This is a genomic window from Neobacillus vireti (assembly GCF_036962465.1).
In the GTDB taxonomy this organism is placed as follows: Bacteria; Bacillota; Bacilli; order Bacillales; family Cytobacillaceae; genus Neobacillus; species Neobacillus vireti_B.
The window spans coordinates 69,794-86,810 of the sequence record NZ_JBALNF010000023.1 but is presented as its reverse complement, the minus strand read 5'-3'; the positions used below and the strand labels follow the sequence as shown (position 1 = coordinate 86,810).

23 protein-coding genes are annotated in these 17,017 nt (G+C 37.9%); 22 read left to right on the top strand and 1 reads right to left on the bottom strand.

Annotation, left to right across the window (positions count from 1 at the left end):
• The first annotated feature begins 170 nt into the window (after nt 1-170).
• The 14 genes from V7077_RS10385 (at nt 171) to V7077_RS10320 (ending at nt 10,555) form a co-directional block, all read left to right on the top strand.
• Complete coding sequence (locus V7077_RS10385; RefSeq protein WP_335501100.1) at nt 171-674, top strand: DUF6803 family protein; 504 nt, start codon at nt 171-173, stop codon at nt 672-674.
• A gap of 170 nt (nt 675-844) precedes the next feature.
• Nucleotides 845-1,294: a PCYCGC motif-containing (lipo)protein gene (locus V7077_RS10380; protein WP_335501098.1), complete on the top strand. Its 450-nt coding sequence runs from the start codon at nt 845-847 to the stop codon at nt 1,292-1,294.
• A 9-nt stretch (nt 1,295-1,303) separates the two neighbouring features.
• Complete coding sequence (locus tag V7077_RS10375) at nt 1,304-1,960, top strand: c-type cytochrome (protein WP_335501096.1); 657 nt, start codon at nt 1,304-1,306, stop codon at nt 1,958-1,960.
• Nucleotides 1,961-2,250: 290 nt separating this feature from the next.
• A complete protein-coding gene (locus V7077_RS10370) occupies nt 2,251-3,303 on the top strand; it encodes a hypothetical protein (RefSeq protein ID WP_335501094.1) in 1,053 nt (350 codons plus the stop codon).
• 13 nt (nt 3,304-3,316) lie between these two features.
• Entirely contained in the window at nt 3,317-3,769 is a 453-nt protein-coding gene (locus V7077_RS10365; protein ID WP_335501092.1) for a cytochrome c maturation protein CcmE, read from the top strand.
• A 24-nt stretch (nt 3,770-3,793) separates the two neighbouring features.
• Nucleotides 3,794-5,776, top strand: a complete 1,983-nt coding sequence (locus V7077_RS10360) for a heme lyase CcmF/NrfE family subunit (RefSeq protein WP_335501090.1) — start codon at nt 3,794-3,796, stop codon at nt 5,774-5,776.
• Between the two features lie 2 nt (nt 5,777-5,778).
• On the top strand, nt 5,779-6,282 hold the full coding sequence (locus V7077_RS10355; RefSeq protein WP_335501089.1) for a cytochrome c-type biogenesis protein: 504 nt from the start codon (nt 5,779-5,781) through the stop codon (nt 6,280-6,282).
• A 12-nt stretch (nt 6,283-6,294) separates the two neighbouring features.
• On the top strand, nt 6,295-6,669 hold the full coding sequence (locus V7077_RS10350) for a hypothetical protein (RefSeq protein ID WP_335501087.1): 375 nt from the start codon (nt 6,295-6,297) through the stop codon (nt 6,667-6,669).
• The gene (locus V7077_RS10345) at nt 6,666-7,661 is read left to right on the top strand and encodes a hypothetical protein (protein WP_335501085.1); all 996 of its coding nucleotides are present in this window, start codon (nt 6,666-6,668) and stop codon (nt 7,659-7,661) included. Before V7077_RS10350 ends, V7077_RS10345 begins: the two co-directional genes overlap by 4 nt.
• A 21-nt stretch (nt 7,662-7,682) precedes the next feature.
• Nucleotides 7,683-8,390 (top strand): ABC transporter ATP-binding protein, encoded by a 708-nt coding sequence (locus V7077_RS10340; RefSeq protein WP_335501083.1) that lies wholly within the window; start codon nt 7,683-7,685, stop codon nt 8,388-8,390.
• Complete coding sequence (locus V7077_RS10335; RefSeq protein ID WP_335501081.1) at nt 8,387-9,067, top strand: heme exporter protein CcmB; 681 nt, start codon at nt 8,387-8,389, stop codon at nt 9,065-9,067. Before V7077_RS10340 ends, V7077_RS10335 begins: the two co-directional genes overlap by 4 nt.
• Before the next feature lie 3 nt (nt 9,068-9,070).
• Nucleotides 9,071-9,832: a cytochrome c biogenesis protein gene (locus tag V7077_RS10330; protein WP_335501079.1), complete on the top strand. Its 762-nt coding sequence runs from the start codon at nt 9,071-9,073 to the stop codon at nt 9,830-9,832.
• Between the two features lie 12 nt (nt 9,833-9,844).
• The gene (locus V7077_RS10325; protein ID WP_098530058.1) at nt 9,845-9,976 is read left to right on the top strand and encodes a CcmD family protein; all 132 of its coding nucleotides are present in this window, start codon (nt 9,845-9,847) and stop codon (nt 9,974-9,976) included.
• 69 nt (nt 9,977-10,045) lie between these two features.
• Complete coding sequence (locus tag V7077_RS10320) at nt 10,046-10,555, top strand: TlpA family protein disulfide reductase (RefSeq protein ID WP_335501077.1); 510 nt, start codon at nt 10,046-10,048, stop codon at nt 10,553-10,555.
• Nucleotides 10,556-10,613: 58 nt separating this feature from the next.
• On the opposite strand, the gene V7077_RS10315 is transcribed toward V7077_RS10320, so the two are convergent.
• On the bottom strand, nt 10,614-11,285 hold the full coding sequence (locus V7077_RS10315; RefSeq protein ID WP_335501073.1) for an SIMPL domain-containing protein: 672 nt from the start codon (nt 11,283-11,285) through the stop codon (nt 10,614-10,616).
• A 381-nt stretch (nt 11,286-11,666) separates the two neighbouring features.
• Here V7077_RS10315 and spoIIIAA point away from each other — a divergent pair, with 381 nt between their 5' ends.
• From spoIIIAA to V7077_RS10275, 8 genes are read left to right on the top strand one after another with little or no spacing between them, the layout of a single operon-like run.
• The gene (spoIIIAA, locus tag V7077_RS10310; RefSeq protein ID WP_335501071.1) at nt 11,667-12,599 is read left to right on the top strand and encodes a stage III sporulation protein AA; all 933 of its coding nucleotides are present in this window, start codon (nt 11,667-11,669) and stop codon (nt 12,597-12,599) included.
• Nucleotides 12,592-13,107 carry a stage III sporulation protein SpoIIIAB gene (gene spoIIIAB / locus V7077_RS10305; RefSeq protein WP_335501069.1) on the top strand — a complete coding sequence of 172 codons (516 nt, stop codon included), beginning with the start codon at nt 12,592-12,594 and terminating at the stop codon, nt 13,105-13,107. The genes spoIIIAA and spoIIIAB overlap by 8 nt, the downstream gene beginning before the upstream one ends.
• Before the next feature lie 11 nt (nt 13,108-13,118).
• On the top strand, nt 13,119-13,322 hold the full coding sequence (gene spoIIIAC, locus V7077_RS10300; protein WP_026572556.1) for a stage III sporulation protein AC: 204 nt from the start codon (nt 13,119-13,121) through the stop codon (nt 13,320-13,322).
• A gap of 16 nt (nt 13,323-13,338) precedes the next feature.
• Nucleotides 13,339-13,728 (top strand): stage III sporulation protein AD, encoded by a 390-nt coding sequence (gene spoIIIAD / locus V7077_RS10295; RefSeq protein ID WP_098530063.1) that lies wholly within the window; start codon nt 13,339-13,341, stop codon nt 13,726-13,728.
• 25 nt (nt 13,729-13,753) lie between these two features.
• Nucleotides 13,754-14,953, top strand: coding sequence for a stage III sporulation protein AE (gene spoIIIAE, locus V7077_RS10290; protein WP_335501067.1), 1,200 nt, complete (start codon nt 13,754-13,756; stop codon nt 14,951-14,953).
• 11 nt (nt 14,954-14,964) lie between these two features.
• Nucleotides 14,965-15,594, top strand: coding sequence for a stage III sporulation protein AF (spoIIIAF, locus tag V7077_RS10285; RefSeq protein ID WP_335501065.1), 630 nt, complete (start codon nt 14,965-14,967; stop codon nt 15,592-15,594).
• Nucleotides 15,587-16,237, top strand: coding sequence for a stage III sporulation protein AG (spoIIIAG, locus tag V7077_RS10280; protein ID WP_335501063.1), 651 nt, complete (start codon nt 15,587-15,589; stop codon nt 16,235-16,237). The genes spoIIIAF and spoIIIAG overlap by 8 nt, the downstream gene beginning before the upstream one ends.
• Nucleotides 16,238-16,250: 13 nt before the next feature.
• Nucleotides 16,251-16,808 (top strand): SpoIIIAH-like family protein, encoded by a 558-nt coding sequence (locus V7077_RS10275; RefSeq protein WP_335501061.1) that lies wholly within the window; start codon nt 16,251-16,253, stop codon nt 16,806-16,808.
• The last annotated feature ends 209 nt before the right edge of the window (nt 16,809-17,017 follow it).

Genomic DNA, 17,017 nt, shown 5'->3' with positions numbered 1-17,017 from the left:
GGAGCGGAAATCAACATCCAAGATTAAAAACAGCCAAAACAAAAAACCTTAGATCATCATATGGTCTAAGGTTTTTTGTTATTTTACACATTTTATCCATAGTTTCTCCTAAGTTTCTGCACACTTTTTTTTTATAGTAAGGGTGTAAAAAACATGAGGGAGAAGATGAGATGAACATGAACATGACACACTATATGGGTTTACTAGCAGACAACCAGCCTTGGAATTTGTTAATTTTTATGGCGGTTCCGGTCATTTGTGCAGAGATACTGGCAATTTCAGAAATTGCCATCCTATTTACAAGGAAATTAGACGGCGCTTTGAAAAAATTGAATAGAGTAACAGGTGTTTTTGCTGGATTCTACTTTACTGGGATTTTTATTTACTTAATGAAAACAGCCTATATTCCACTGACGGTAAATGGTGAATGGAAGGGCTGGATTGACGTTGTGGCGGTTACATTTTATTTGCTCGGTATTATTCCATTCCTTGGCATGGCACTACTTGATCTAGGGCTAATTTTTAAAAATAAAACAGAGGAAGAAAAACTTAAAATCCATGCTATTTTTGTTAGTATTTTCCTAGTTGTTGCCCATATTGCTATGATATTCGGAATGATTGATCCGTCCTTGGGTTCTAGCTCCTCAACCGGCCACGATATGATGAATATGTAATACCTAATAGGAGGCTGCTATGCTGCCTCCTTAATTACATCTAAAGATTAGTATTTACTTTATAAAGATTAAAAACTTCACTAAATAGTAAGAATTAAGAGCAAGTCACCAAACATCGGTTTGATAAAATGAACTAGTATAAGAATATTTGGAAAGGGGTGAATCAATAGATGAAACGAATTACAACTTTCTTCTTCCTTTTCATTCTATTAGCCATTGTAGCCGCAGGATGCAGCTCAAAGCTTGATGACCAAAGTTGGAAGCTCGATAAGAAACATACGCCACTGCCTGATTTTGTTTTAAACTCTTCTGAAAAAGTTCAAGAAACGTATATAATGGCATCAACTTATCCTGAGGTTGTTGCTCAAGTACCATGTTACTGTGGTTGTGTGGCAGATGGTCATAAGAGTAACTTAGATTGCTTTGTTAAATCTGTTGGTGAAAACAACGCGGTACAAGAATGGGATTCACATGGTATATCGTGAGATACGTGTGTTAATATTGCCCGGGAGGCAATAGATATGCATCTTAACGGTAAGAGTCCTCAGAAAATTTATGAATTGATTAGTAAAAAGTACAAAGACTTAGGGGAAGCAACCCCAACACCTCAGCCAAAGTAGGGGTAACCCATGAAGAAAATATTAATTGGATTTTATATTTTGGTTATAATTGGTATTATCGTTTGTCTAAGTAATAGTAATATTTTTGGTAAAGAGAATTCACAGGCTATCACAGCAGGTGAAAAGGTATACAGTAAAAATTGTATGAGCTGTCATGGTGATACTGGAAAAGGTGAAGGAAAAAAGGCTGGAACTGCCTTAAATAATCAAAATTTCTTAAACTCTGTAACCGATAAAGATATATACAATTATATAAAATTTGGAAGAGACGGAACAGGCATGCCGGCCTATGGACCAAGATTATCTCAGACAGAGTTAAAAAACCTAGTAGCCTATATCCGTGATTGGCAAACAGAAGATATTAGTTTTAAGACGCCAAATACCATTGACGGGAATGCTGTAAATGGAAAAGAACTGTACAAGCTGTATTGTCAGAACTGTCATATGGAAGCAGGCGCTGGGATGTTACGAATGGGAACAGCTCTTGCGTCTCCACAATATTTAAAATTAACAACCGATAAGCAAATATGGATTAGTACTGCTTATGGCCGTGAAGAGACAAGAATGGGACCGTCCTTAAAAGGTCTTGATGGTGTCCGTCAGCTAAAGAAACAGGATATCTCAGATATTGTGAGCTATATCCGATCCTTGGAAGAAAAGAAATAAAAATAGAAAAGTTAGTAAAAACCTGTATCCTGCTATTTGGGATGCAGGTTTTTTTACCATATTTAGAGTTTTCAAATCCGACAAATTACTCAAAAAATCGATGTAATCTTAAAAATGTGAACAATTTGTGGTGGTTTTTTGTCAAAAACTTAAACGTTTTCACCCTTTAACAAAATGTTCAATAGTGATTCAACTTTATAGGCAGCAGAACGATTATATTTATTTCTAAGAGGACTATAGTGAAAATTGTAAGTACAAGTGATGAGTTTTCCAAGCCAAGGAGGATTAATATGCTTAAGAAAAAGTGGTTGGCAATGTTCGTCATTGCATCATTTCTAACTAGTTTTATCAGTACCAAAACTAGTGCTGCAACAATATTTCAAGCTGAGAAATTTCCATTTAAGGAAATGCAAGTACAAGTTATGCCAGAGTTTGATTACCCAGAAGATTGGGGATCAAGGGATGTGCCATCATTATTAGTAGGCGAGTATGGAACCATCACAAACAAAAGCGGTCAAGATTATGATGGGAAAATTGAAATACCTGTTCCTGCGAAGGAAAAGGGTTTTGAAGCCTATTTAGTTGCAGAGTTTCCAGAGGAAAATAAGCCAGAAGTTCAACGTCCATATGATGTTGATAAAGAAAAAGGAATTGTATCATGGAAGCCGGCAAAGGCAATCAAGAATAACGAAACCTATCAATTTGTTATTGAATATTACACGAAAACGATTGAGGTAAAGGAACAAAAAAGTTTTACATATCAGCTGATTAATAACGCTGTCATTGACCAATTAGATGTTGTTTTTTACTCTCCAATGGATGCAAAAAATATAAAGTTAGATCCAAAAGCAGCTAACAACACTAAGAGTGAGTATGGCGAGGAACTTTATTACTACCAATATAAAGGTGTGAAAGCAAAAGAAAATCTAAAATACTCTTTTTCATACCAGAAGGCTGGAACGGAATCCACCATGGAGGCCATTAACAAACAACAGGCTTCCACGGACAAGAGTGGCAGTACGGCAACAGACCAAGTAAAAAAAGAAACATCAAGCAGTACCACTAAACAGCCGCTTATTGGGATTGGCGGAGCTTCTATTATTGGTTTAGCTATAATCATCGCAGGACTCTTCGTTTATTTGGGATTAAAGGGTAATGCTCAAAGAGGCCGGCGTTCTCCAGCAAAAGGAACAAAACAAAAGCAGCAGCCTGCAAAACAATTAGCTGGGAAAAAGGATCATAAATCAAATAATGCCGAAGAAAAGAAGGAACTTCGTAAAAAGCTGTTAACAGGTAAAATTGACCAGGAAATGTATGAGGAAGAAATGAAAAAATTGATCTAATGAGGTGAGCTAAGTGAAGAAAAATACGCTTGTGATGTTAGGCGGTTTTATTATTGCGGGTGCGATTGTATTCTTATTGATGGCTGCTACGCCAGGTTCTAGTGGTGTGGAACTGACGTTGAAAGAGCTATTGGCTACTCAAGCCCAGCATAAAGACGATTTTGTAACGGTCGAGGGATTATTGATAGAAAAAACGATTAAATGGAATCCTGACAAAATTCAACTGAAATTTGACGTAAAAGATAATCACGGCAACGTCATGCATGTAATCTATCATGGTACAAAACCAGATAATTTTTCTGAAGGAGTGATTACCATCCTTCAAGGTGCCCCCACAAAAAGAAATACGTTTGAAGCAGAATCAGTCAAAACTAGATGCCCTTCTAAATATGAAGGAAAAGACATGAAAAACTATGACCCTGAAAAACATAAACAGTTACTTGATAAGCCAGTCAGTGAAAAATAATAGTCAACGTAAGAAGGTGACGAAATGTATTTATTTGCCAACGCAACGATTTATATAGGTTTAGCCATTGCAGTATATTCGCTCCTCATCATTACCCTGGGGATAAGCACAAAAAATCAAAAACTCGTCAACAGTGGTAAGAGTGGCATGATTGCATTATTTATTTGTGCAGGTATGGCCATGATTGTTATGTTCTACCTATTAGCTACTTCGCAATTTCAATACGAATACGTTACCGATTATACCAGCAGTGAACTGCCAATCATTTATAAACTTACTGCTCTATGGGCTGGGAATGCGGGATCGTTGTTATTATGGACCTTTTTCCTAACTCTTTACATGGTGATGATCACGTTTTCTAGAAAGATGAAAGGGAACCCAATGGTTCCTTACATCTCAGCGATTTTAATGGCCAACGCTGTTTTCTTCTTTTTTATTCTAGGATTTGTCGCAAAGCCATTCAACTTATTGGCAACCGTTCCGACAGAAGGAAAAGGTTTAAATCCAATGCTGCAAAACCCAGGGATGATTATTCATCCAGTGACACTTTACCTTGGTTATGTTGGTCTCGCTGTACCATTTGCCTTTGCAATGGCAGCGTTAATCATGAAAAACGTCGACGATTTTTGGATTAAAATGACACGACGCTGGACGATTATTGCCTGGTTATTTTTAAGCCTTGGAAATATCTTTGGTGGACAATGGGCGTATGTAGAGCTTGGCTGGGGTGGATATTGGGCATGGGATGCAGTAGAGAATGCATCATTTATGCCATGGCTGACAGCAACAGCCTTCCTTCACTCCGTTATGATTCAAGAACGTAAAAATATGTTGAAAATATGGAATATAAGCTTAATTATTGTCTCCTATGCGTTAACCTTATTTGGAACATTCCTTGTGCGCAGTGGTGTTCTAACATCTGTCCATGCTTTCGCTAACTCTAATCTAGGATTATATTTCTTAATTTTCATGGGTGTAGCGGTAATCCTGGCTCTCTATGTACTAATGAGCCGATACAATTTGCTTAAACGAAGTGCAGGCGAGTTCAATTCGATAGTTTCTAAAGAAAGTAGTTTTTTAGTTAATAACTTATTATTGGTTGGTGCTGCATTTGCTACATTTTGGGGAACTGTTTTCCCGCTGGTTTCTGAAGCTGTTCGGGGTACGAAAGTAACAGTCGGGATGCCATTCTTTAACAAAGTAGAGGCACCTATTCTATTGTCAATGATGTTTGTTATGGCTGTCTGTCCATTGCTTGCATGGCAGAAATCTACTGTAAAAAACCTTCGGAAAAACTTTTTGATTCCAGCGATTCTTGCTGTAATAGGAATGGTTTTAATGGCTGTACTCGGCATCCAAAAAGCATGGGCTGTGATTGGATACGGAGTGATTATTTTATTGTTGGTCACCCATTTCTTAGAGTTTTATAGAGGTGTGAAAGCTAGACGGAAAATGACAAAAGAATCTCCATTGGTTGCCTTATATCGTTTAATGGTCCGCAATCGCCGCCGCTATGGAGGCTATATTGTCCACCTTGGTATTGCCTTTATAACAATGGGAATTATCGGTTCGCAAAATTATGATGTAGAAACGATGAAAACTGTTTCTTTAGGCCAATCAATTGAGCTTAGGGATTACCGAATCAATTATGATCGGCTGGATCAAAAGAAAGAGGGAATTAACGATATCGTTTATGCAGACGTTACCGTATTTAGAAAAGGTAAAAAACTTGGCACCTTCCAGCCTGAGAAAGTGTTTTACGGTAACTGGGAGCAGCCATCTTCTGAGGTAGCCATCATTTCATCGGTTAAAGAAGACTTATATATTGTATTAAGTGCATGGGAAGATAATGGAAAAGCAACTTTTGTTGTGAAGGTCAACCCAATGATGGATTGGTTATGGTTTGGTTCCTTTATGATTGTAATTGGTGCATTATTTGCAGTTTGGAACGGAAAATATGGAAATGTCACTCCGAGGTACACAGGAGTACGCAAAGAGGTGTCTTAATAATGAAAAGGAAATTTTATTTAGGGCTCCTAGTAATTGCGTTTATTTTTCAAGGTTCATTCATTCGAGCAGAAGCAAAACAAATTGATTATAAATCGGCTGAATTTAAAGCAGTTGCCCAGCAATTTGCCTGTACATGTGGTTGTGGACAAGATCACTATGAATGCGATCCAAACACCTGTAATCTGACTACTGAGTTTAAAAAAGACTTGGTAGAAATGATGAACAAAGGCTGGGATAAAGATAAAATACGTCAATACTATGTCAATATTTATGGTGAAGAAATCTTAACATCCCCTGAGAAAAGCGGTTTTAGTTTAACAGCTTGGGTTCTTCCGTTTGTCGTATTAGGATTAGCGGCAATAGCTGTATTCATCATTATCCGTAAGTGGGTGAAGAAAAAAGGTACAGAGGTCGTAATGACTGATTACGAAAGCACTGAGGATGAAGTGGAAGGAGAAATCCTTACTTCGATGATCGATGAAGAACGCAAAAAGTATCTTTAGGATGTGAATAAAATGCATGATATTTCAATCATATCAATAATTTTTACAGTAGCTCTGGTGCTAGTATGTTTGTTTTTAATAGTGGCTCCATTTTTTAAGTGGGATACGTTTGTTCAATTAAGTTCAAAGGACCAAGATATAGCTGCCACGAAAGAGGCCTTATTAACCACCCTTAATGAAATTGAGTTTGAGTACAAGATGGATAAAATCTCACATGCTGATTATAAGAATTTAAAAAGACAATATGAAATAGAAGTAGCCAAGATTATGAAGGAAGAAGACCAGTTTGTAGACACAACTGTTGATAAAGACCTAATGGCAGAAGTAGAAAAAGAAATTGAAGCACAAATGAAAAACTACGCAAAGAAAAAGGGGGAAGGAAAGTGATTAAAAAAATCACCGTTTTCTTCCTTGGACTATTGCTATTATTTCCTTTCCAAGGTTTAGCAGCAACAGATGCAAAGATAGCCATTGACATGCATTACCTGGTTGTGAGCCCTGCAGAAGATGGTTCAACTAATATGATGAATATGGTCAATTATACCAACACTTCTTCACAGGAATATAAAGGTGATGGTAAGAGTGAAGCAGTCTTAAAGGTGACGCTGCCTGAAAATGCAAAGGATCTTAATTTTTTAGATAGTAAAATCGCTTTTAAGGAAGTGGAAAAAGGGTTTATAACGACGACGCCAATTCCGGCGAATCAAACAACTGTGCTCCCTTACAGCTATAGAATGCCAAAAGGCAAAGAAATCAAATTATCTATGGATTATCCTGTTGAAATGATGCAAATCCTAGTTCCTGAAGGAATGGGTAGTGTTGAAGTTACAGGGGCCGAAGCAACTAGTCAAGGTCTTTTCAAATTTGATGATCAAAACTATTTTGGCTACAGCATTGAAGGGTTGAAGGAAAAACAGACCTTTACATTAGTCTACAAAAAAGATGTTCAACCGCCAGCAGATGAAACTAAGCAGTCGGCAACAACCACAGATAAAAATAGCACTACCGGGGTCACTCACACTGCACCGGCATTTCATAACCCTGGACATCTTAGAATGTGGGCACAATCACCATTACACAGTTTTAACCCACACATTTTTCTAATAATTATTGGAGCAATCATTATTGCGGGTATTTCCTATTTTATCTACTTTAAAAGAAAAGCTAGATTGGAAGAAGAAAGACTAGGCGCAGATAAAGAAGAAAAGGCATTTAAACAATTAATAGCAAAACAAAAAGCAATCATGGAAAAGATCATTGAACTAGAAGAAACCTTTGATGAAGGAAAAATCTCAGAAGATGACTATCATGGAAAGCTTGCTGCATACAAACAGCATTTAGTTCAAGTGAAGTTAAATCTACGTACTTTTATTGAATAACCGCTGGGATGGGAGGGACTCATGATGATTGAAATAAAAAAGCTGACGAAGCAAGCTGATAATAAGCTGATCTTACGCGGCGTTGACCTCTCAATAAAAAAAGGGGAAACAGTTGCCATCCTAGGACCTAATGGTGCGGGGAAAAGTACACTGCTAAAGGTACTTTCTTCCTTAATAAAGCCGACATCCGGCCGGGTAATAATGAATGGCTTGGATTTAAGGAAGAACCAGATTCTGATAAAAAAACTATTAGGATATTTACCCCATTCCAGCTTGCTTTATGATCATTACTCACCGTTAGAAAATCTCGTCTTCTTTGGGAATATATATGGGGTTAAGGATGTTGAACAGAAGGCGAGGACGCTTGTAAAAGATGTTGGCTTATCCTTCTTTTTGAATGAGCCAGTCAAAAATTTTTCGCGCGGTATGATACAAAGGATTGCGATTGCAAGGGCAATTATCCATGATCCCGAGATTCTCCTTCTTGATGAACCGCATACGGGATTGGATCAAGGAGCCATTGCCATTTTAAACAATGTTATCTTAACCATGAAGGAAAAAGGTACTACAACATTAATGGTAACCCATGATTTTAAACAAGCAGCGGAAATATGTGATCGGATCATTATTGTTAAGAATGGAAAAATTGTTGATGACTTTAGAATTCAAAATGACAATCTCAGTTTTGTTACTGAAAAATATGAACTTCAAGTGGAGGGTGTATCATGAACCTTTTCCGAACAGCCCTCTTCCTAGCTAAGAAGGACCTATATTCAGAGTTAAAAACAAAACAAATCCTGACTACACAAATTATTTTTGCAGGGCTTGTTATTGTCGTTTTCAGTTTTGCTTTTGACCCTGCAAATAATACAACAAGAGCGGTTATTCCAGGAGTCATCTGGGTTATTATCGTGTTTGCCGGGATTCTTGGACTCAATCGATCGTTTATTTCCGAACAGCGGAATGATACGATGCAGGGTTTGTTGGTAGCACCAATGGAAGCAGCCAGTATTTATCTAGGAAAATTCCTGGCTAATTTTATCATGATGCTGGTGGTTGAAATCGTTTCGATTCCGTTTTTATTTTTACTATTTGATTTTAAAATTCTCGGCAGTCTTCCTTATTTCCTCTTAGTCGTCTTTTTAGGAAGTTTTGGATTTATCGCAATTGGGACTTTTTTAGCAGCCCTTGCGGCAAATTCCAAAAGCAGTGAAATGCTGCTGCCGCTATTGCTCTTTCCAATTACAACACCAATTTTAATTGGTGTTGTGCAGGCAACAAAGATAATCTTAACGAATATGGAGAAAATTTCGAGCGCTATAGCATGGATCCAGCTTGTTACAGCTTACGATCTAATCTTCTTTGTTGTTTGTTTTTTATTAATAGATTATGTGCTGGAGGTTTAAGTGATGAGTATGAATCTCGAACGAGAGAAAGCAGTACTTCCCGGAGCTAATTTCACGGAAACGAAGCCAAACAATATATCTAGTTTCTTGTTTGGTGGGACAGTTGTTTCCATGTTAGTTGCCCTCTATTTTATCTTTATCTATGCTGCAGAAGAAAAAACAATGGGCGCTGCACAGAAGATCTTTTATTTTCATGTAAGTTCAGCGTGGCTGGCATTTATGGCCTTTTTCGTGACATTTGTATTTAGCATTTTATTCTTGATTAAGCGAAAAAGAATTTTTGATACTTATGCCTATGTTTCTGCAGAGATCGGGATTGTTTTTACAATTATCGTGTTAACAACTGGTCCAATTTGGGCGAAATCTTCATGGAATACCTGGTGGGTTTGGGAACCACGGTTAATCACAACGTTAATCCTATTTTTTATCTACATTGCTTACATTATGATTCGCCAAATGGATGGTGTATGGGATAAAAAGGCAAGGCTTGCAGCTGTATTTGGGATTATCGGATTTGCCGACGTGCCAATTGTATTTTTTGCTATTCGCTGGTGGCAAACAAAATTCCATCCAATTGTTTTTGGAAATGGTCCTTCTCAGCAGGGTGGGGGAATTGATGGGTCAATGCTGACAGCATTGTTTGTCTCACTCGCAGCATTTACGATTCTATATTCTTACCTTCTTCATAAAGGTGTTACCTTTGAAAACATGAAACTTAAAGTTGAGCGTTATAAAGAAAAATTAAAAGCAGACATGGAAAAATAGGAGGAATTTAACATGGGTTATGAATATATGTATGGGGCTTATTCCGTAGCATGGGTGGTTATTTTTGCTTATATGTTAATTCTAGGAAAAAGACACACAAAGCTTAAAAAGGAAATAGAGTTTTTAAAGGAACTTGATAAGTGATTTTTTAAGGGCCTGTGAACCGAATCCAGGCCCTTTGTTAAAAACTTATGGGTGGCAGGAGGAAACACTATGAACCAGCGAGTCATCAAATTACTCGTACTAATTCTTATCGTAGGCATGTTTGGCTTTTTCGCATATAGTTTGGTAACAAAAGCTAAAAACACCGATGTCGGTGATAAGGCGTATAACTTTGAATTGCCAAAATATGAGGGTGGGACTACGAAACTCTCTGAATATAAGGGCAAAGTGGTGATCATTAATTATTTTGCGAGCTGGTGTGAACCATGTAAGGAGGAATTCCCTGAGCTTGCAGCATTTCAAAAGGATTATGGTGATAAATATCCCTTTCTGATGATTAACCGCGGCGAAACGATTGACCGGATAAAAAAGTCCACCAAAAACAATAAAGATGGAATGAACTATTTATTCGATTATAATGCTCAGGTTTCAAAAATGTTTAATGTGACAGGACAGCCTGAAACCTTTGTCATCGATAAACAAGGAATAATCAGAGAGCACTTTAACGGCCCTGTTACGGAGATGCAATTATATAATTGGGCAAAGAAATATGATAAATAATCTATACGATGGAAAAAGGATTGAGACCTATATTCGGCTCAGTCCTTTTTGTTGTTTATCAAACTGTTGTTTGATAGTGGAATTCTGCTGAGATAACTGCCTTAACTTTAAGCTGCCCAGGTTCAATTGGAGTCGAACTAAACCCTTTTGCTAAGGCATCGGCTTGAAAATGTATGGGCTGTACACTAGAACTGCTTTCAACTACCGAAGTAGGTGTCGGATTTAAAGTAACATGAATGGTAGTGGCTATCGTTTTAGCTTTTTCACTGGCGTTGTTTAGTGCAAGAGCTAAGGCATGTAAATAATAACTGTCTTTATTTTTTAGGCTAAATTGAACGTTAGATACATAATTCGCACCATTTTGAACCGCCGTGTCTACAACTTTTCCTACTAATGAAAGTTCTTCCGTTTTCACCTGTAATAAATGAGTTACTTTGTACCCGCGAAAGAGTTGTTTCCCTTGTTCATAATCATATTCAGTGTCTATTCGATAATCAGAAGTTTGGATTAAATTTTGGGGAATTCCTAGTGTCTTAATCGCATTAATTACTTTGGTCACCTCAGCAGAATTTTGCTGCTGAGCGGGAATAAGTTCTTTGCTTTCTGTTACGACCCCTAAGTTCACCGATGCAATATCCGGCGGCAGGAAGAGTTCCCCTTCCCCGATTACTTTTAGTAAATGTCCTTTTGAATGGAGTCCATTTCGATTAGATACATGATAAGGATACATTTATTCTCCTTCCCTTCATACTTTTCATCTGGATATCTGACTTTGAGAATTTTCCAGCTCCACCACCCAGCGACTATTGGACTTCGCCCATCTCCCTACGATAAGTCAACATCGAATCGCTATCGCTCTTCGTGTTTCCTTTATTTCAGTCGATGTGCGTCCAGTCCTGTCGTGCGCTAACCGGGCGCTTACTCTTTTCTGTATAAATTATGCTGCCCCCGGATTATGTTCCTCGTATTTAACAAGTCTAGTAAAGTGGTATTTTGTTCTATTAACTGTTATCGAAAAATAGAATGAAATTAACAGACGTGCATGTCATATTGTGTCCAAGCAGGCATACATTTTAATTAATGAGAAAGGAAAAATGAGGAGGAAGCATACGTGGAAACGATTCTTACCTTTTTACCCAAAAATCTTGCCAGCCTAATCAATCAAATCCCTCCTAATCAAAAAGAAGAAGTAGAGGAAATCCGCATCCGGATTAACCGTCCAATTGAGATTACACTAAAGGGTGCTCCTAGATTTTTATCGTATATTATTCAGCCTGAGGATGCTTTTCATCTTCTTAATAAAATTAGTCAATTTTCCATCTATACATTGGAAGAAGAACTTAAACGCGGTTATATTACCATATCCGGAGGTCATCGGATTGGGCTGGCTGGAAAGGTCATTCTTGAAGATGGAAAGGTCAAGGCTATAAGGGATATCTCTTCTTTTAATATTAGAATTGCCAGAGAGAAAGTTGGAATTGCTGAGGCAATCATTCCTTATATTTTTCAAGAAGACTGGAAGCATACCATGATTATTGGACCGCCGCAGACAGGAAAAACAACTATGCTAAGGGATATAGCGAGAATCATCTCATCGGGAAATCATTCAAAAGGTATTAAAGCAAGTAAAGTGGGGATTGTTGATGAGCGAAGCGAGATTGCTGGGTGCGTTAATGGAGTACCGCAGTTAACCTTTGGTCATCGTCTAGATGTCCTGGATGCTTGTCCGAAAGCAGAAGGAATGATGATGATGATCCGTTCGATGAGTCCGGATGTGCTGATTGTTGACGAAATTGGCCGCCGAGAAGATGCAGAGGCTATCCAGGAGGCGGTACATGCAGGAATCAGACTGATGATGACCACCCATGGTTCAAGTATAGATGAAATTAGAAAACGTCCCTCATTAACGGACATCATGGACCAAAAGATATTTGAACGTTTTGTCATCTTAAGCAGATTATCAGGGCCAGGAACGATAACCCGCATTCTCGATACAGAGGGTAAGGAAATGCCTCATAAAGTGAGAGTGATACAAAATGATTAAACTAATTGGTGCCATTATCATCATTATTGCCACGACTTGGACGGGGTTCGAAGCTGCCCGGAATTTTAGTGACCGTCCTAAGCAACTAAGGGCATTACGGTCAGCCTTACAATCACTCGAGGCTGAAATAATGTACAGCCATACACCGTTACATGAAGCTGCAAGGAGATTAGCTGCCCAGCTTACTAATCCGCTGTCAAAGTTCTTTGAAACCTTTGCTAGTAGATTAACGAAAACAGAAACAACGGTAAAAGAAGCCTGGGAGACTAGTTTACAAGAAATTTGGAAATTAACGGCTTTAAAACAGGGCGAATTCGAGGTAATGAAGCAATTTGGGGAAACATTAGGACGCCATGATCGCATTTCCCAGCAAAAGCATATTTTGCTTACACTTTCCCATCTTGAAAGAGAAGAAGCTGATGCCATTGACCGGCAGGCGAAATACGAAAAAATGCTAAAGAGTTTAGGATTCTTATCCGGATTATTACTGATTATTTTATTATTTTAGGGGGAAAAGCAATGGGGTTAGAAGTGGATATTATCTTTAAAATCGCTGGAGTAGGTATTGTGGTTGCCTTTTTGCATACCGTCCTGGATCAGGTCGGCAAAAAAGAATACGCCCAATGGGTGACATTATTTGGGTTTATCTATATCTTATTTCAAGTAGCTACAATTGTGGATGACCTTTTCCAAAAAATAAAATCTGTATTCTTGTTTCAATAGAAAGGGGGGCTCAGCCATTGAAATCATCAAAATAGTCGGTGTAGCCCTTATCGCCACTTTTCTTGCGTTAATAATCAAAGAGCAAAAACCTAATTTTGCTTTTCTATTAGTTGTTTTTGTAGGTTGTGTCATTTTTCTCTTTTTAGTTGATAAAATTTTTGAAATTATTCATATGCTAGAAAAACTCGCTGTAAATGCAAAGGTAAATATGGTTTATGTTGAAACGATTCTTAAAATTATCGGTATTGCTTATATTGCAGAATTTGCTACACAAATCACGAAGGATGCAGGTCAAGGAGCTATTGCTTCAAAGATTGAATTAGCCGGAAAAATTATCATTCTAGCTATGTCTATCCCTATCTTAACCGTATTAATCGAAACCATTATAAAACTTATTCCTAGTTGAGGACAGCCCCAAAAGAGGTGTGATAATGAGGCAAAAGCTGCAGTTTATTCCTATTATGATTCTCGTTTTATTATTTTTTTATATTCCAGGTGTACAAGCTGCCGAAGAATCTAAAAACACTCAAGCGCCACTCACAGCACAGGATTTAGTCGACCAACAGTTAGAGACGTTGGACATAAGTGAGCTTCAACAATATTGGGAAGATATTACCACAAAATATGGCGGCTTTCTCCCGGAAAGTCAAAAGGGCAGCCTCTATGATTTCGTTAAAGGCGACAAGAAATTTTCCTTTAAGGAATGGGGACAAGGAATTTTAAAATTCGCCTTTCATGAGTTCGTAGCGAATGGAAAATTATTGGGTTCATTAATTATGTTAACCATTTTCAGTATGTTCTTGCAATCAATGCAAAATGCCTTCGAAAAGAGCACGATAAGTAAAGTAGCCTATTCAATTATCTATATGGTGCTCGTCATTCTAGCTTTAAATAGTTTCCATATTGCTATCAGCTATACGAATGAAGCGATTGGAACGATGATCTCCTTCGTCCTGGCGCTTGTTCCTCTTTTGCTAGCTTTAATTGCGGCGTCAGGTGGAGTGGTGTCCGCAGCCTTCTTTCACCCGGTCATCCTTTTCTTAATGAATTCGAGCGGGTTAATTATGCAGTATATTATTCTTCCACTTCTCTTTTTAGCAACCTTACTTAGTATTGTCAGTACTATGTCCGAACAATACAAAGTGTCGCAGTTAGCAGCGCTGTTGCGAAACTGGAGCATTGGGTTAATGGGACTTTTCTTAACTGTGTTTCTTGGTGTTATTTCGGTTCAAGGAGCATCGGCGGCTGTTACCGACGGAGTAGCAATCAGAACAGCTAAATTTGTTACCGGCAATTTTATTCCTGTTATAGGAAGAATGTTTACAGATGCAACGGATACGGTCGTCAGTGCTTCTGTTCTGTTAAAAAATACGGTTGGAATCGCCGGTGTTGCTATTTTACTAATCATTGTGGCATTTCCGGCTTTAAAAATATTAATGATTTCGTTTATTTATAAATTTGCAGCGGCCATCCTGCAGCCCTTAGGGGGCGGTCCAGTTATTAAATGCCTTGATATTATCAGCAAAAGTGTTATCTATGTATTTGCTGCGCTAGGAATTGTCTCACTTATGTTCTTTTTAAGTATTACGGTCATCGTTGCGGCAGGAAATTTAACGATGATGATGAGGTAAGGGGGAGAACGATGGATTTCTTAAAAGAATGGGTAACGAATATTATCCTTTTTATCCTGTTAGCTACGGTCATCGATATGCTGCTGCCAAACTCTAGTATGCAGAAATATACCAAAATGGTGACCGGGCTCCTTTTAATCGCTATCATTCTTACTCCGATCCTTAAGCTGATCTCCAAGGATTTTGAAACAACTATGAGCTCTATCCCTTCATATCAGGCTCCGGGAGATAAAAATATGAAAAATTCAATAGATTTAAAGAAAAAAGAAATACAAGCCTCTCAACATGCATATATTTTAGAAGAAATGGCTGTCCAGCTAAAAAAGGATGTTAAGGAGGAGTTGATGAATCAATACGGATTGGAGATAGAAAAAATTGACCTAGCAGTGAACGAAGAAAGCGACAAAGCATTCCCTGAAAACCTCCAAAAGGTTACGGTTCTTCTAAAACAGCCAGAAAACAGCGTTCAGACAGTCGAAGCAATTAAACAAATTGAAATAAACACTGAAAAACCTCTTCCTTCTGAAGGATCAACCAAAGAAACAAAACAAATTGCTTCATTTCTGTCACAGAAATGGAATGTCACAGAGAAAACTGTAGAGGTTTCGATTGAAGGGGGGATTAAAAAGAAAAATGGATAACAATCAAGGACCATTATCATGGCTCAAGAAAATCCTTAAACCGGAAAATAAGGGAGAAAAGAAACCTGGGAAATACCAATATATGTTGTTGGTTCTCTGTATTGGAGCTGCCTTTATGCTTGTAGGAAATATTGTTTTTAAAGACAATTCGACCACTCAAGCGCAGCCGGCAGCAACAAATGAAAAGATCGCTTCTGAGGATGTTCCGACCTTTGGTATTAAAAAGTCATCTGAGAATAAGGCAATAACTCAATATGAGGAAAAGTATGAAAACCAAATGAAGAAGGCCTTAGAGGAAATGCTGGGTGTTAATGATGTTACCGTCGTCGTGACAATTGATTCAACGGACAAGAAAATACTTGAAAAAAATACAGTAACAAAATCACAAACGACGGATGAAACAGACCGTGAAGGCGGACAACGTAAGGTGGTTGATTCCTCAACAGACACACAATTGGTTATTATTCGGAATGGAGATAAAGAGGTTCCTATTGTCGTAGAAACTAAGAAACCCGATATTCGCGGGGTACTTGTAGTAGCTAAGGGCGCAGATAATATTGAAGTGAAAAAATGGATTAAGGAAGCAGTTACTAGGGCTTTGGGAGTACCTAGTCATCGAGTGGCTGTCATGCCTAAAAAATAAGGGGGAAAAGAATATGCTATTAAAAAAACAAACAGTTTGGTTATTAACGATGTTAAGTTTAGTTGTGGTCTTATCGGTTTATTACATTACATCACCAGAGCAAAAGGGCAATGATTTAGCTGCCGTTCAACAAAAGGCGAAGGACCAAAATCTAGGGAAAACAACAACTGAATCAAAGGATAAGGTTGACAAAACAGTTGTTTCCAGCGTTGCCGGCGATTCAGCATTTGAAGAACTCCGTATGAAACTGGAAGACTTACGCAGCCAAAAACAGGAAGAATTAACAAGTGAATTAGCATCTACTGATCTTTCTCCTGATGAAAAAAGTAAAGTGAAAGATCAAATGGATAAACTAAATCAAGTTGCTCAAAGTGAAGAATTGCTTGAAACATTTATTAAAACGATGGGTTATGAAGATGTGCTTGTAAGGGCGGATGGTCCAAAAGTAATCGTTACCGTCAAAGCAAAGAAAAAACCATCTGTTTCAGATGCTAATAAGATTATGCTGGAAGTGAAAAAAGAGATTGATGAAACAAACTATGTAGCAGTTGAATACCAGCCTGCAAAATAAATAACCTTAAAAAGAAAGTCTTTGATTTCCACAGATTGCCGAGAAAGAGTATTTTTCTCGGCAATTTTTTGTGTTGAGCGATCTTTAAATTCTTTTGGATTAACATTAATTTAAAACTTATTTTTTATTAGTGGAGTTGAAGGTCTTTATTGAAAAACACTCTGTTGATTGGCGCAGAAGGCACGAAGGCTCCTCGAAAATGCTATCGC

Excerpts from the sequence above, each read along its gene's own strand:
- V7077_RS10385 (WP_335501100.1), top strand. The coding sequence starts at position 171 with ATGAACATGAACATGACACACTATATGGGTTTACTAGCAGACAACCAG.
- V7077_RS10375 (WP_335501096.1), top strand. The coding sequence starts at position 1,304 with ATGAAGAAAATATTAATTGGATTTTATATTTTGGTTATAATTGGTATT.
- V7077_RS10370 (WP_335501094.1), top strand. The coding sequence starts at position 2,251 with ATGCTTAAGAAAAAGTGGTTGGCAATGTTCGTCATTGCATCATTTCTA.
- V7077_RS10360 (WP_335501090.1), top strand. The coding sequence starts at position 3,794 with ATGTATTTATTTGCCAACGCAACGATTTATATAGGTTTAGCCATTGCA.
- V7077_RS10355 (WP_335501089.1), top strand. The coding sequence starts at position 5,779 with ATGAAAAGGAAATTTTATTTAGGGCTCCTAGTAATTGCGTTTATTTTT.
- V7077_RS10350 (WP_335501087.1), top strand. The coding sequence starts at position 6,295 with ATGCATGATATTTCAATCATATCAATAATTTTTACAGTAGCTCTGGTG.
- V7077_RS10340 (WP_335501083.1), top strand. The coding sequence starts at position 7,683 with ATGATGATTGAAATAAAAAAGCTGACGAAGCAAGCTGATAATAAGCTG.
- V7077_RS10335 (WP_335501081.1), top strand. The coding sequence starts at position 8,387 with ATGAACCTTTTCCGAACAGCCCTCTTCCTAGCTAAGAAGGACCTATAT.
- V7077_RS10330 (WP_335501079.1), top strand. The coding sequence starts at position 9,071 with ATGAGTATGAATCTCGAACGAGAGAAAGCAGTACTTCCCGGAGCTAAT.
- V7077_RS10325 (WP_098530058.1), top strand. The coding sequence starts at position 9,845 with ATGGGTTATGAATATATGTATGGGGCTTATTCCGTAGCATGGGTGGTT.
- V7077_RS10320 (WP_335501077.1), top strand. The coding sequence starts at position 10,046 with ATGAACCAGCGAGTCATCAAATTACTCGTACTAATTCTTATCGTAGGC.
- V7077_RS10315 (WP_335501073.1), bottom strand. The coding sequence starts at position 11,285 with ATGTATCCTTATCATGTATCTAATCGAAATGGACTCCATTCAAAAGGA.
- spoIIIAB (WP_335501069.1), top strand. The coding sequence starts at position 12,592 with ATGATTAAACTAATTGGTGCCATTATCATCATTATTGCCACGACTTGG.
- spoIIIAC (WP_026572556.1), top strand. The coding sequence starts at position 13,119 with ATGGGGTTAGAAGTGGATATTATCTTTAAAATCGCTGGAGTAGGTATT.
- spoIIIAE (WP_335501067.1), top strand. The coding sequence starts at position 13,754 with ATGAGGCAAAAGCTGCAGTTTATTCCTATTATGATTCTCGTTTTATTA.
- spoIIIAF (WP_335501065.1), top strand. The coding sequence starts at position 14,965 with ATGGATTTCTTAAAAGAATGGGTAACGAATATTATCCTTTTTATCCTG.
- spoIIIAG (WP_335501063.1), top strand. The coding sequence starts at position 15,587 with ATGGATAACAATCAAGGACCATTATCATGGCTCAAGAAAATCCTTAAA.
- V7077_RS10275 (WP_335501061.1), top strand. The coding sequence starts at position 16,251 with ATGCTATTAAAAAAACAAACAGTTTGGTTATTAACGATGTTAAGTTTA.